The organism is Actinacidiphila yanglinensis, from assembly GCF_900107965.1.
Classification (GTDB): Bacteria; Actinomycetota; Actinomycetes; order Streptomycetales; family Streptomycetaceae; genus Actinacidiphila; species Actinacidiphila yanglinensis.
Genome location: NZ_FNVU01000008.1, coordinates 128284 through 142370, shown reverse-complemented (window position 1 = coordinate 142370; position 14087 = coordinate 128284). Strand labels below are relative to the sequence as shown.

Sequence of the window (14087 nt, the reverse complement as noted above, 5' to 3'; positions counted from 1 at the left end):
TCGGGAACCTCGGCCGGCTCGGCACCGACCGGGACCGGTCAGGAACCTGATCTCGCCCCCGAGACCGGGGCGGCGGTCCGGTCCACCCGGAGGTCGACGGTGGAGCTCGCCAGGACCTCGCCGCGGGGGAGCAGTGGCCCGGCCAGCGCCGTGGTGACCAGCGCCATGATCACCATCATGGTGAACATCTGGCTGTCCAGGACGCCGAGTTGCACCGCCGCGTTGAGGATGATCAGCTCGGTCAGGCCACGCGTGTTCATCAGCAGGCCCAGCGTCCAGGACTCCCGCCAGGGCAGGCCGGACAGCCGGGCCGGCACCATCGCCCCCAGCAGCTTGCCTCCGCAGGCGACCGCCAGGATGGCGGCCAGCTCCAGGTACTGGCGGGGGTGCAGGCCGTTGATGTCGACGCCCAGGCCGGTGACGATGAAGAACACCGGCAGCAGCACCAGGCTGACGTGGTCCAGCGGCTTGCGCAGGTGCTCGGCGAGCTGGGCCGCGGGCTCGCGCGGCATGATGAAGCCGAACAGGAAGGCGCCGAAGATGCTGTGGATGCCGATCCAGGTGGTCAGGTAGCCCGACAGGAAGGTACCGGCGGCGAGCGTCACCACGAGGTACCGCCACTGCTGGCGCCCGGCGAGATGGGCGACCAGCCGGGCCAGGGCCGGGCGCACCAGGAAGAACATCGCCACCACGTACACGGCGCTCAGGCCCAGCACCTGGAGCAGGTCCTTCGGGCCCCGGGAGCTGACCAGCGCGGAGACGTACGCCAGCATGCACCAGGCCAGGACGTCGTCCACGGCGGCGCTCGCCAGTGCCAGGGTGCCGACCCGCGTGTGGGTGAGCCGGTTGTCGGTGAGGATGCGCGCGAGCACCGGGAACGCCGTCACGGACATCGCCGCACCCATGAACATGGAGAACGTCAGGAACGAGATGTGGTGGCCCGCCACGGTGTCGTGGTGCGGGTACAGCAGCGTGGAGACGGCGACGCCCAGGCCGAAGGCCAGCGCGACCGAGCTCAGCGAGACCGCGGCCGCCATGCCCCGGTGCGGACGGATGATCCGCTTCTCGAACTCCCAGCCCACCATGAACATGAACAGCAGCAGGCCGACCTGCGAGACCGCGGAGAGCAGCGGGCGCACGTCGGCCGGGAAGAGCTTGTGGGGCAGGTCGCCCGGAAGTAAGCCGAGCAGGCTGGGCCCGAGGGCGATACCGGCGAGGATCTCGCCGATCACCGCGGGCTGGCGTACCCGCCGGACGAGCCAGCCGAGCAGGATCCCGGTCAGCAGGACGATGGCGATGCCCGCGACCATCGTGGCCACCTGCAGGTCCGCGTGCGCCGCGACGCTTTTCAACGCGAGGCTTCTCATGAAGGACAGCACCTTTCGGAACGGGGACGTTCGGCGTGGAGCGACGGCGTGGACGGCCCGCCGCCGCGAGGGCGAGGAACCGGACGGACCGTCCGTGGTGCGCGGGTGACGTGCGGTGCGGTGGAGCCGGGGAACCGTGCGGGCTCGCTGCGGCGCGCTGCCGGCCGCGCGGGCCGTCCCGCCGGTCGGGTGCGGCGGTGGCCCACGCGGTGCGGCCGGGCACGTGCGCCAGGTGCGGGTGCCCGGATCCGGTGGCGTACGGCGGGAGTTGCCCACCGGCGCGGTCCGGACCGGAGCTTCCTACCCCGCGCACGGCCGGGGAACGCCGTGCGGCAGCGCGCCGGGGTGGGGAACCGGCCGCACGGGCGGAAGCGCGAGCCCCGCGCGCGTCCGGGCAGGCCCGCACGCGGACGCGCGGCCGGGCCCGCGGGCAGGCGGGTGCGCGTCCGTACCCGCGCGCGGGCGCGAACCCTGCCGACCCGGTCGCCGATCCGTCGGCGCCGCTCGGGCCGAACGGGCCTGCCGGCAAGGCGAGGTGGCGCTACCCGCCGAGCCAGGCCAGCGCCGCGGCCACCAGCGTCTGCACGCCGGTCGCCAGCGTGGGGTCGAGCACCGGCGCGAAGGAGGGCGAGTGGTTGGTGGGAATGTCGGCAGCGATCCGGCCCGCTGCCTCCGCCGCCGCGTAGGCCGCCGGATCGCTGCCGCGGACGAACCAGTACGCGGACGGTATGCGGCCACCGTCCGTCAGCAGCCCGAAGTCCTCGCTGGCGGGCACCAGCGGCACCGGGACCAGCCGTTCGGCGCCGAAGTGCTCGGTGAACGCCGCCAGGACGGCCTCGCCGGCCGCCTCGTCGTTGACCAGCGCCGGAAAGCCGTACAGCAGGTCGACGTCCGGTTCCGGCGCCCCGGAGGTCGCCGCCTCGCCGCGGACGATCCGCTCGATCGCCGCCAGCGCCCGGTCGCGGACCGCGGGCTCGAACGAGCGCAGGGTCAGGCCCAGTTCGGCCTCGTCGGGGATGATGTTCTCCTTGGTGCCGGCGTGCATCGACCCGATGGTCAGCACCAGCGGATCGGTGGCCGCGACCTCACGGGACACCACGGTCTGCAGGCGCAGCACGGTCGCCGCCGCCAGGACCACCGGGTCGACGGTCGACTCCGGCCGCGATCCGTGGCCGCCCTTGCCCCGCAGCCGGACCCGGATGGCGTCGCCCGCGGCCATGGTGACACCGTTGCGGTGGCCGATCCGGCCGGCCGGTCCGGGGCCCACGTGCTGGCCGAACGCGACCGCGGGGGTGCCGAACCGCTCGTACAGGCCGTCGTCGAGCATCGCCCGGGCGCCGCGGCCGATCTCCTCGGCGGGCTGGAAGACCAGTAACAGCCGGCCCGACCAGCCGGTGCGGTGCCGGGCCAGCACGTTCGCCGCGCCGAGCAGCCACGTCGTGTGCAGGTCGTGGCCGCAGGCATGCGCCACCCCGTCGCGCACGGACGCGTACGGCAGGCCGGTCTTCTCGGTCACCGGCAGCGCGTCGATGTCGGCGCGCAGCAGCACGGTCGGCCCGTCGCCCCGGGCGAGGACGCCGACCACGCCGGTGCCGCCGACCCCCTCGACGGTCTCGCAGCCGAGCGCGCGCAGCCGGGTCGCGATCAGGTCGGCCGTGCGGTGCTCCTCGAAGGACAACTCCGGGTGGCGGTGCAGGTCCTGGTACAGGTCGGTCAGCTCGGTCAGCAGGTCGGGTGGCACGGAGATCATCGGTTACCTTCCGTCCGGTCGGCGGGACACGGGTCGATGGTAGGGGCGCCCCTTGTCTGAGTGAGCGCTCACTCGTTAATCTCCGGGGGTGACCGACGACACGAGCGGGGGAGCCCGGCGGCGGCGCCGCGCGCCCACCCTCGACCCCGAAGAGCGGCGCGCCGCCATCATCGCCGCCACCCTCCCGCTCCTGCTGGAGCGCGGCGTTTCCGTGACCACGCAGCAGATCGCCCGGGCCGCCGGCATCGCCGAAGGGACGATCTTCAGCGCGTTCCCCGACAAGCAGTCCCTCGTCCACGCCACCGTGCTGAGCAGCTTCGAGCCCTCGGCCCTCGTGACCGCGATCGGCGCCATCGACCCCGGCCTGGACCTGCGCGACCGGCTCGCCGAGGTGATCGGCATCATCGCCGACCAGCTCGTGACGACCGAACCGCTGGTGGCCGCGCTGCGCAGCCGGCCGGTGCCCGCGGAGGTCAGGGACCCGTTCCTGGCGGAGGTGGCGCGCTACCGGCAGCGCCTCATCGCGGCGGTCGCCGACGTGGTCGAACCGGACGGCCGGCTGCTCCGCCAACCGCCGGTGATGGTTGCCCAGTTGGTGGTCGCGATGGTGTTCGCCACCACCCGGGGCACCTTCGGCCTCGGCGACGCGCTCGACACCAGCGAGATCTCCACGCTGCTGCTGGACGGCCTGCTCCGGCGGGACCAGGACACCGGCCCCGCGCGGCGGCCGGCCCGGGCGACCGGGAAGGTGCGGCGCTGATGTTGGTCGGTCTGATGAGCCGTCACCTGCGGCCCTACCGCCGGGCCCTGACCCTCGTCGTGCTCCTGCAGGCCGCGCAGTCCGTCGCCGCGCTCGAACTGCCCAGTCTCAACGCCGACCTCATCGACAACGGTGTGCTCACCGGGGACAACGGGTACATCTGGCGGATCGGCGAGGTGATGGCGGGCATCGCGTTCGTCCAGATCTGCTGCTCGATCACCGCGGTGTACCTGAGCTCCCGGGTCGGCACCTCGCTGGGCTACGACCTGCGGGCGGCGGTCTTCGACCGCGTGCTGGCCTTCTCCTCCCAGGAGGTCAACCGGATCGGCACGGCCTCGCTGTTCAACCGCACCACCAACGACGTGCAGCAGGTGCAGCTGCTGTCGCTGCTCACCGGCACCCTGCTGGTGCCCGCGCCGATCATCTGCGTCGGCGGCGTCATCATGGCGCTGCGCCTGGACGGTCCGCTCTCCGGCCTGTTCGCGGTCATCATCCCGGTGCTGGTGGTCATCGTGGGGGTGCTGCTGGCCCGGATGCTCCCGCTGCACCGGCTGGCCCAGACCCGGCTGGACCGCGCCAACGGCATCCTGCGCGAGCAGATCACCGGCGTCCGCGTCATCCGGGCGTTCGTCCGGGACGACCGCGAGCGGCGCAGGTTCACCGCGGCCAACGAGGAGCTCACCGAGGTGTCGCTGCGGGTGAGCCGGCTGATGGCCGTGATGTTCCCGCTGCTGATGCTGGTGATCTACCTGTCCAGCGTCGCCGTCCTGTGGTTCGGCGGGCACCGGATCGCCGCCGGGGGGATGCCGGTCGGCGCGCTGCCGGCCTACCTCTCGTACCTGATGCAGATCCTCATGTCGGTCCTGTCGGCCACCTTCATGTTCACCATGATCCCGCGGGCCGCGGTCAGTGCCGAGCGCATCCAGGACGTGCTTTCCACGCAGCCGGCGGTGCGGCCACCGGACCACGGCGTGACCGCGCTGCCGCGGACCGGCGAACTCGAACTGTCCCAGGTCGAGTTCCGCTACCCGGGCGCCGAGTCGGCCGTGCTGCAGGGCGTCGACCTGCTGGCCCGTCCGGGCACCACCACGGCGATCGTCGGCGGCACCGGCAGCGGGAAGACGACCCTGCTCACCCTGGTGCCGCGGCTGATCGACGCGAGCGCGGGTACCGTCCGGGTCGGCGGCGCCGACGTGCGGGAGCTGGCCCCCGGAGTGCTCGCCACGCAGATCGGATACGTACCGCAGCGGCCGTTCCTCTTCTCCGGCACCATCGCCGGCAACCTGCGGCACGGCAGGCCCGACGCCACCGAGGCCGACATGTGGCACGCCCTGGAGGTCGCCCAGGCACGGGAGTTCGTCGAACGCCTCCCGCAGGGCCTGCACGCCGAGGTCGCCCAGGGCGGCTCGAACCTGTCCGGCGGGCAGCGTCAGCGGCTGGCCATCGCCCGCGCGCTCGTCGGCCGGCCGTCGATCTACCTGCTCGACGACTCCTTCTCCGCGCTGGACCACGCCACCGAGGCGGCGCTGCGGACCGCGCTCGCCGGCGAGACGGCCGCGGCCACCGTGCTCGTCGTCGCCCAGCGGGTCAGCACCATCCAGGACGCCGACCACATCCTCGTGCTGGACGAAGGGCGCGTCGTCGGGGCCGGCACCCACACCGAACTGCTCGCGCACAACGCCACCTACCGGGACATCGCCCGGTCCCAGCGCGACGACCAGGAAGCGGCGTGACATGACCCAGCCCACCACCATCAGGCGACCGCCGCTGGCGGGCGCGGTCGGCGCCGGACGCGCGCTGGGCGGCGGACTGCCGCCGCCCGCCGTGCTGGACCTGCGCGGCTCGGTCCGCCGGCTGGCCCGCACCCTGCGCCCCGACCGCCGGCTCATCGCCGCCACCGCCGGCTGCTCCGTGATCAGCGTGGGCCTCGCGGTGCTGGGGCCGCGCCAGCTCGGCAAGGCCACCGACGTCATCATCACCGGGCACATCGGCGGCCAACTGCGGCCCGGCGTCACCAAGTCCGCGGCGATCGCGCACCTGCGCGCGACCGGGGACGGCCGGGTGGCCGACGTGGTGTCCGCGCTGCCCGTCGTGCCCGGCCGCGGCATCGACTTCTCCCGCCTGGGCGCCGTCCTGCTCGTCGCCCTGCTGCTCTACGCCGGCTCCGCCGTGTTCGGCATCGTCCAGACCCGGCTCACCGCCCGGGTGGTGCAGCGCGTCGGCTTCCGGCTCCGGGAGGAGGTCGAGGCGAAACTCTCCCGGCTGCCGCTGAGCTACTTCGACGTGCAGCCGCGCGGGGACGTGCTCAGCCGCGCGACCAACGACATGGACAACCTCACCCAGACCATGCAGCAGACGCTCAGCCAGCTGCTCACGTCGATCCTCACCATCGCCGGCGTGGTCGCGGTCATGTTCTGGGTGTCGTGGCTGCTGGCCCTCGTCGCGCTGACCACGGTCCCGCTGTGCCTGCTGGGATCGGCCCGGATCGGGCGCCGGGCCCAGCCCCACTTCGTCACCCAGTGGGCGACCACCGGCCGCCTCAACGGCCACATCGAGGAGACCTACGCCGGGCACACCGTGGTGCGGGTCTTCGGGCTGGAGGAGGAGGCGCGGCAGACGTTCGACCGGCACAACCGCGAGCTGCGCCGGGTCAGCTTCCGGGCGCAGCTCGCCTCCGGGGTCATCCAGCCCACCATGCTGTTCCTGGCCAACATCAACTTCGTCCTCGTCGCGGTGAGCGGCGGGCTGTTCGCCACCGCGGGCATGGTCACCCTCGGCAGCGTCCAGGCGTTCATCCAGTACTCCCGCCAGCTGAGCCAGCCGATCACCCAGGTCGCGACCATGAGCAACCTCCTGCAGTCCGGCATCGCCTCCGCGGAGCGGATCTTCCAGCTGCTCGACACCGACGAGCAGCCGCCCGACCCCGACCCCGCGGTCCGGCCGGCGGCGGTACGCGGCCGGATCGTCTTCGAGGACGTCAGCTTCCGGTACACCCCGGACGAGCCGCTGATCGAGCACCTGTCGTTCACCGCCGAGCCGGGGCAGACCGTCGCGATCGTCGGCCCCACCGGCGCGGGCAAGACCACCCTGGTCAACCTGCTGATGCGGTTCTACGACCTCACCGGCGGCCGGATCACCGTCGACGGCGTGGACATCGCGACGATGACCCGCGAGGACGTGCGGCGCGGCATCGGCATGGTGCTGCAGGACACCTGGCTGTTCCGGGGGACCGTCGCCGACAACATCGCCTACGGCGCGCACGACCCGGCGCCCGAGCGGATCGAGCGGGCCGCGCACGCCGCGCACGTCGACCACTTCGTGCGCGCGATGCCCGACGGCTACCGGACCACGCTCGACGCGGAGGGCACCAACCTCAGCGCCGGAGAGCGGCAACTCGTCACCATCGCCCGCGCGTTCCTGGTGCAGCCGAGCATCCTGATCCTCGACGAGGCGACCAGCTCGGTGGACACCCGCACCGAGGTCCTGATCCAGCGCGCGATGAACACGCTGCGCGCCGGGCGGACCAGCTTCGTCATCGCCCACCGGCTGTCCACCATCCGCGACGCCGACCTGATCCTCGTCATGGAGGCGGGGCGGATCGTGGAACAGGGCACCCACGAGCGACTGTGCGCCGCAGGCGGTCCCTACGCGCGGCTGCACGCCGCGCAGTTCACGGGGGCGGAGCGCGGGTCGGGCTGACGCCGCCTCAGGCAACCGGGTCTGGGGATCGGTTCGGGCGGCCGGTACAGCCTGCCTGTGCTGCCCACCCGTTCCGGTCCGACGGTCCTGGCCGCCGGTTCCGGTCCGACGGCGTCACGCCACCGGGTCGGCCGCTCCGACGTGGATGACCTGGCCCGACATGATGGCGGCCGCGTCGCCGGCCAGGAAGGCGACGGTGGCGGCGAGTTCGGCGGCCGCCACCTCCTGCCCGGCCGCGGGGAAGCCCGACGCGGGGGAGCCCGGCGCGGACGGCAGGATCTCCGCCGCGGCCGGCGCGCGCACGCCCAGCCCCGCCACGACGAGGTTGGCCGTCACGCCGAACACGTCGGCCTCCATCGCCAGCGTCCGGGTGAACCCCTCCAGCCCGGCCCTGACCGTGGTGTTCTCCCGCTGGCCCGGCCCGCACAGCACGTCGGCCACGGTGACGATGCGCCCGCGGCCCTCCCTGATCATCGGGTCGAGCACCGCCTGGCTGATCAGGAACGACTCGCGCAGCAGCCCGCCCACGCACGCGTCCCAGTCCGGCACCTCGTGCAGCGGCGCGCCCAGCCGGGCCTCGACGACGTTCAGCAGCACCGCGGGCGGGCCGAGTTGCCCGTCCACCTGGTCCACCGCCTGCTGCACGGAGCCGGCGTCGTGCGGGCGCACCGCCAGGGCCAGCGCCCGGCGGCCCACCCGGCGCGCGTGCGCCACGACATGGGCACCGGCCTCCGCCGACGGGCCGAGCACGGCGAGGTCGAACCCCTCCTCGGCCAGCCGTCCCGCGATCGCGTCCCCGGCGGCCCGCCCCGCCCCGCAAAAGATGGCAACTGCGGCCATCACGGCCTCCCCCCGCCGACCTCCACCCGAAATCGTGCCGGGAGCGTAGCAGCCGGATCGGCCCCCGGCGCCGATCGCTGACGCGCCGCACGCACGGCGACGCGCACCGTGCAGATCGCTCTGGACCCCGCCGACGGCGGCTGCCTACACTCGGCGACGTCCCTTGAGGCCCTGAGGCGGCAGCGTCCCGCCCCGGCAGCCCAACCGACGGTCTCAGGCTCTCCTGTCGCGGAAGACCTGCCCCCAGCGCTGTCCCCAGCCGGGAGCGCGGGCAGCGCGACGGGGCCGCCCGAACGGATCACCGAGGCCCGCCCCGCCACCGCGCGGCGGCGCCCAGCCCTGCAGCCGTACACCGAATGGGAGCGCGCCATGCCCGGCAACGACCACTACGTCCGGCAGATCCTGAAGTCGTTATCCCCCGATGAGGACCGCGTCTGCCTGGTGTACGAGGACACCCCGACGCGCGCCGGCGAGCTGTCCGCCGCGGTCCGCTCGGCCGCGGCCGGGCTGCGCGCGCAAGGCGTCGGCGCCGGCGACGTCGTCGCCGTGATGACGGTCAACAACACGCCCGCGACGCTGATCCTGCGCTATGCCGCCGGTCTCGTCGGTGCCGTCGTGGTGCACGTCGGCACCGTCAACGCGGTCAACCCCGGTGACGTGCTGCGGGTGCGCGAGCAGTTCGACATCGTGCGGTCCACCCGGGCGCGTGTGTTCGCGATCGACGCCGACAACGCCGAACGGGCCCGCGAGCTGCGGGACCGCTTCGAGCGGCCCGTGCTGCTGGTCGCCCTGGGCGACCTCGGCCCCGACGTCGTCGACCTGAGCGTGCTGCCGCCCGACGCCTTCGACCTGGCCGACGCCGCCCAGGGCGAGCTCGCCGTCGTCACGTACACCAGCGGGTCGACGGGGCGGCCGAAGGGCGTGTGCTGGTCGTACGAGGTGCGCAACGACGTCCTCGCGCGGATGGCGGCGCAGGCGCACCGTCAGACGGTGCTCATCACCGCGCCGTTGACCCATACCGCGGCGTTCACCTCCGACAACGTGCTGGTCGCCGGAGGGACCGTGGTCCTGCACCACGGGTTCGACGCGCGGGCCGTGCTGCGGGCGGTCGAGCGGCACCGGGTCACCCGCATGATGCTCTCCGCCCCGCAGGTGTACGCCCTCAAGGACCACCCGGACGTCAACAGTGCGGACCTGTCCAGCCTGCGCGACCTGATGTACACCGGCAGCCCGGCCGCCGCCGACCGGCTCGCCGAGGCGGTCAAGGTCTTCGGCCCGGTCCTGTGCCAGATCTACGGCAACAGCGAGTGCGGCCAGATGTGCCGGCTGTCCGGTGACGACCACACCCGGCCGGAGCTGCTGCGCACGGTCGGCCGGCCGGTCGACCTGGTGACGCTGAGCATCCGGGACCTCCAGGACGACCGGGAGTTGCCGCCCGGCGAGCCGGGCGAGGTGTGCGTGCACACGCCGCTGGCGATGACCGGGTACTGGGACGACCCGGAGCAGACCGCGCGGACGCTGCGCGACGGCCGGCTGCACACCGGCGACATCGGCCACCTCGACGAGGAGGGCTACCTGCACCTGCGCGGGCGGATCGCGGACGTCATCAAGACCAACGGCATCAAGGTCTACCCGGCGGCCGTGGAGGGCGCGCTGGCGGCCCATCCCGGGGTGGCGCAGGCGGCGGTGTTCGGCGTCGCCGACGCCGACCGGCTGGAGCGCATCCACGCCGTGGTGGTCGCCCGTGACGGCCACCACGTCACCGCCGACGACCTGCGCGATCACGTCGCCACCACCCTGTCGCCGAACCAGGCCCCCGCCGTCGTGACCTTCCGCGCCGAGCTGCCGGTGCTCGGATTCGGCAAGCCAGACCGGTTGCGGCTGCGCGCGGAGGCCGAGGAAGCGGCGCGAGTGCCGAGCCACAACGAATGGGAGATGAGATGACCCTGCCCACCACGTACGCCGCCGGGCGGGACACCCAGCCGGCCGAGGCGGCCTGGCACGCGTATCTGGCCGCGGTGGACGAACCCACCCTGCTGGTACCGGTGCTGGCCTCCGCCGCCGGGGCGGGTGGGCCGGCGGGAGCGGCACGCACCGAACGGGAGCTGTCCGAGGCGGTCAGCGGCCGGCTGGCCGCGCAGTGCGCGGTGCGCGGGCTGGCCCTGGAGTCGGTCGTGCGGGTCGCCTGGGGAGCGGTGCTCAGCCTGCTGACCGGCGGCGTGCACGTGGTCTTCGGCGGCCCGGCGCTGCCGGTGCGGCTCCACTACCGGGCGGCGGCCTCCTTCGCCGCCGCGGCGGAGGAGCTGGCCGGCGAGCAGTCCCGGCTGGCCGGCCACGAGCCGGCCTGGAGCGATCCGTCGGGGGAGCTGTTCGACACCGCGCTGGAGGTGGCCGGCCCGCAGTCCTCGGACCCGCTGCCCGGCGGGGCGCCGGTGCGCTGCACGGTGCATCCCGGAGCGCGGACCCGGCTGTGCGTGACCGCGCGGGGAGCCGTCGGGACCGACCTGCCGGCGGAGTTGCTGGTCCGGCTGCTCGAAGGGTTCGCCGACGACCCGGACCGCCCGATCGGCACCGTCGCGCTGCTGACCGGCGACGAGCACCACCGGGTGCTCGGCGTGTGGAACGACACCGGCGAGGAGCCCGCCCCGGTCTCCCTGGCCGAGGTGGTGCGCCGCCAGGCCGCCGACCATCCGCACCGCACCGCGCTGGTCGGGGACGGCGAGACGCTGACGTACGCCCGACTCGACGAGCGCGCCGACCGGCTGGCCCGCCTGTTACGGCGGCGCGGCTGCCGTCCCGAGGACATCGTCGCGCTGGTGCTGCCCCGCTCGGTGGAGATGGTCGTGGCGATCGTCGCGGTCGGCCGGGCGGGCGCCGCCTACCTGCCCGTGGACCCCGACTACCCGGCCGAGCGCGTCGCGTTCATGCTGGCCGACGCGCGGCCGGCGCTGCTCGTGACGACCGCCGGGTCCGCGCCCCCGGCCGGGATCGGACCCGAGCCGATCGTGCTGGACGACCCCGGGACCGTCGCCGACCTGCGCGACGAGTCCGCCGCCGGAAACCCGATCCCGCCGTGCCGGACGGCCAACCCGGCCTACGTCATCTACACCTCGGGCACGACCGGGCGCCCCAAGGGGGTCGTGGTCACCCACGCGGGACTGGCCTCGCTCGCGGCGGCGAAGGTCGAGCGCATGGCGGTCGCGCCGGACAGCCGCGTCCTGCAGTTCGCCTCGCCCAGCTTCGACGCGTCCATCACCGAACTCGTCGCGGCCTTCACCGCCGGCGCGACGCTGGTCGTCCCGCCGCCCGGGCCGCTGGCCGGCGAGGAACTCGAACGGGTGCTGCTGGCCGAGCGGATCAGCCACGCGGTGCTGCCGCCCGTCGCGGTGGCCAGCCTCGCCGAACCCCGGCTGAAGGGCCTGCGCACCCTGGTGATGGCGGGCGAGGCGTGCCCCGCCGAACTGGCCGCGACCTGGTCCGGCGGGCGCCGCACCATCAACGCCTACGGCCCGACCGAGGCGACCGTGTGCGCCACCATGAGCGAGCCGCTGTCGGGTTCCGAGCCGCCGCCGGTCGGCGGCCCGATCACCGGCCGGTCGGTCTACGTGCTCGCGGACGGGCTGCGGCCGGTCCCGCCCGGCGTCGTCGGCGAGGCCTACGTCGCCGGCTCCGGCCTCGCCCGCGGCTACCTGCGCCGGCCCGGCCTCACCACCACCCGCTTCGTGGCCGACCCGTTCGTGCCGGGCGGGCGGATGTACCGCACCGGGGACCTGATGTCCTGGCGACAGGACGGGACACTGGCCTTCCACGGCCGGGCCGACGACCAGGTCAAGATCCGCGGCTACCGGGTCGAACTCGGCGAGGTGGCCGCCGCGGTGGCCGGTCACCCCGGCGTCGCCCGCGCGGTCGCCGTCGTCCGCGACGAGGAGCCCGGCGGGCCGCGGATCGTGGCGTACCTGGTCCCCGAGGACGGGGCCGCGCCCGACCCGGACGACCTGCGCCGCCACGTCGAGCGCTTCCTGGCGCCCTACATGGTGCCGGCCGCGTTCGTGGACCTGGACGACCTCCCGCTGACGCCCAGCGGCAAGCTCGACCGGGCCGCACTCCCCGCGCCGAAGGCCGCCCCCGCCCCGGCGGGCCGGCCACCGCGCACCCCCACGGAGACTGCGCTCGCCGAGTCCTTCGCGAAGGTCCTCGGCATCCCCGAAGTGGACATCGACAGCGACTTCTTCAAGCTCGGCGGCAACAGCATGCTCACCATCGTGCTGATCCGCGAGGCCCGCCGGGCCGGGCTGTCGATCTCGCCGCGCGACCTGATCAACCACCCGACGATCGAGGCGCTCGCCTCGGTCGCCAGGACCACCGGGTGAACGGCACCCACCGCCAGCACGGAAGGAGCGACGTGTGAACACCCGACCGGTGATCTCCCCGGACGACATCGACGCCATCGACCTGGCCGACGCGCGGCTGCACGCCGAGTACGACCTCAGCGAGGTGTGGCGCCACCTGCGTGCCCACCGGCCGGTCTACTGGCACACCCCCCGCGAGTCGCGGCCCGGCTTCTGGGTCGTGAGCCGCTACGCCGACGCGATGACCGTCTACCGGGGCAAGGACCGGTTCACCACCGAGGGCGGCAACGCGCTCGCCACGATCCTCACCGGCGGCGACTCGGCGTCCGGCACCATGCTGGCGGTCACCGACGGCCAGCGGCACGCGCAGATCCGCAACATCCTCATGCGGGCGTTCTCCCCCCGGATGCTGGACGAGATCAAGCAGGCCCTGAAGGTGACGGTGGACCGGCTGCTGGTCGAGGCGATCGAGAAGGGGCCGTGCGACTACGCCCACGACGTGTCGGGCAACGTGCCGCTGGGCGCCATCTGCGACCTGCTCGCGATCCCCCGCGAGGACCGCAGGCACCTGCTCGACCTGACCTCGCACGCCTGGAGTTCGGACTACGCCGACGCCCCCTACGAGGACAGCTGGACGGCGAAGAACGAGATCCTGCTGTACTTCTCCGACCTGGCCACCACCCGCCGCGACGGCAAGCACGACGACGTGGTGAGCCTGCTGGCGAGCAGCCGGATCGACGGCGAGCACCTGACCGACGCCGAGTTGATGGCCAACTGCTACGGCCTGATGATCGGCGGCGACGAGACCGGCCGGCACGCCATCACCGGCGGCCTGCTCGCCCTCATGGAGAACCCCGACCAGTGGGCCGCCCTGAAGAAGGGCGAGGTGGACATGTCCACCGCGGTGGAGGAGGTGCTCCGCTGGACCCACCCGTCCCTGCACGGCGGCCGTACGGTGACCGGCGACGTGAGCATCGGCGGCGAGCGGTTCGCCACCGGCGACGCGGTCAGCGTGTGGATCTCCTCGGCGAACTTCGACGGCGAGGTCTTCGCCGACCCGGACCGCTTCGACCTCAACCGTTCCCCGAACAAGCACCTGACCTTCGCCTTCGGCTCCCACTTCTGCCTCGGCCACTACCTGGCGCGGCTGGAGATCGAGGCGGTGCTCGACGGGCTGCAGCGGCTGGTCGCCGACATCGAGCCGCTCGGCCCGGCGCAGCCGATCTACTCCAGCATCCTGTCCGGCCTGCAGTCCCTGCCGGTCCGCCTCGTCCCGGAGCCGGGCGCGACCGCCGCGTCCTGACCCCCCATCAGAACGGAGA

The 14087-nt window shown here is 73.7% G+C and carries 9 protein-coding genes; 6 read left to right on the top strand and 3 right to left on the bottom strand.

Translation table 11 applies throughout. The annotated features are described in order from the left end of the window. Positions 1-38: 38 nt before the first annotated feature. A complete protein-coding gene (locus C4U44_RS19955) occupies positions 39-1367 on the bottom strand; it encodes a cation:proton antiporter domain-containing protein (protein WP_103887226.1) in 1329 nt (442 codons plus the stop codon). 541 nt (positions 1368-1908) lie between these two features. Continuing rightward, positions 1909-3117, bottom strand: coding sequence for an amidohydrolase (locus C4U44_RS19950; RefSeq protein WP_103887225.1), 1209 nt, complete (start codon positions 3115-3117; stop codon positions 1909-1911). 88 nt (positions 3118-3205) lie between these two features. On the opposite strand from C4U44_RS19950, the gene C4U44_RS19945 reads away from it, so the two are divergent. From C4U44_RS19945 to C4U44_RS19935, 3 genes are read left to right on the top strand one after another with little or no spacing between them, the layout of a single operon-like run. After that, positions 3206-3877, top strand: coding sequence for a TetR/AcrR family transcriptional regulator (locus tag C4U44_RS19945; protein ID WP_103887224.1), 672 nt, complete (start codon positions 3206-3208; stop codon positions 3875-3877). Beyond that, a complete protein-coding gene (locus tag C4U44_RS19940) occupies positions 3877-5610 on the top strand; it encodes an ABC transporter ATP-binding protein (RefSeq protein ID WP_103887223.1) in 1734 nt (577 codons plus the stop codon). The genes C4U44_RS19945 and C4U44_RS19940 overlap by 1 nt, the downstream gene beginning before the upstream one ends. Position 5611: 1 nt before the next feature. Continuing rightward, entirely contained in the window at positions 5612-7576 is a 1965-nt protein-coding gene (locus tag C4U44_RS19935) for an ABC transporter ATP-binding protein (protein WP_103887222.1), read from the top strand. Positions 7577-7690: 114 nt separating this feature from the next. Here the strand turns inward: C4U44_RS19935 and C4U44_RS19930 are convergent, their stop codons facing one another. Next, on the bottom strand, positions 7691-8416 hold the full coding sequence (locus tag C4U44_RS19930; protein WP_103887221.1) for an SDR family oxidoreductase: 726 nt from the start codon (positions 8414-8416) through the stop codon (positions 7691-7693). A 369-nt stretch (positions 8417-8785) separates the two neighbouring features. On the opposite strand from C4U44_RS19930, the gene C4U44_RS19925 reads away from it, so the two are divergent. From C4U44_RS19925 to C4U44_RS19915, 3 genes are read left to right on the top strand one after another with little or no spacing between them, the layout of a single operon-like run. Further along, complete coding sequence (locus tag C4U44_RS19925; protein WP_103887220.1) at positions 8786-10360, top strand: class I adenylate-forming enzyme family protein; 1575 nt, start codon at positions 8786-8788, stop codon at positions 10358-10360. Next, positions 10357-12786, top strand: a complete 2430-nt coding sequence (locus C4U44_RS19920) for an amino acid adenylation domain-containing protein (protein WP_103887219.1) — start codon at positions 10357-10359, stop codon at positions 12784-12786. The genes C4U44_RS19925 and C4U44_RS19920 overlap by 4 nt, the downstream gene beginning before the upstream one ends. 34 nt (positions 12787-12820) lie before the next feature. Next, positions 12821-14068: a cytochrome P450 gene (locus C4U44_RS19915; RefSeq protein WP_103887218.1), complete on the top strand. Its 1248-nt coding sequence runs from the start codon at positions 12821-12823 to the stop codon at positions 14066-14068. Positions 14069-14087: the final 19 nt, after the last annotated feature.

Excerpts from the sequence above, each read along its gene's own strand:
- C4U44_RS19955 (WP_103887226.1), bottom strand. The coding sequence starts at position 1,367 with ATGAGAAGCCTCGCGTTGAAAAGCGTCGCGGCGCACGCGGACCTGCAG.
- C4U44_RS19950 (WP_103887225.1), bottom strand. The coding sequence starts at position 3,117 with ATGATCTCCGTGCCACCCGACCTGCTGACCGAGCTGACCGACCTGTAC.
- C4U44_RS19940 (WP_103887223.1), top strand. The coding sequence starts at position 3,877 with ATGTTGGTCGGTCTGATGAGCCGTCACCTGCGGCCCTACCGCCGGGCC.
- C4U44_RS19935 (WP_103887222.1), top strand. The coding sequence starts at position 5,612 with ATGACCCAGCCCACCACCATCAGGCGACCGCCGCTGGCGGGCGCGGTC.
- C4U44_RS19930 (WP_103887221.1), bottom strand. The coding sequence starts at position 8,416 with ATGGCCGCAGTTGCCATCTTTTGCGGGGCGGGGCGGGCCGCCGGGGAC.
- C4U44_RS19925 (WP_103887220.1), top strand. The coding sequence starts at position 8,786 with ATGCCCGGCAACGACCACTACGTCCGGCAGATCCTGAAGTCGTTATCC.
- C4U44_RS19920 (WP_103887219.1), top strand. The coding sequence starts at position 10,357 with ATGACCCTGCCCACCACGTACGCCGCCGGGCGGGACACCCAGCCGGCC.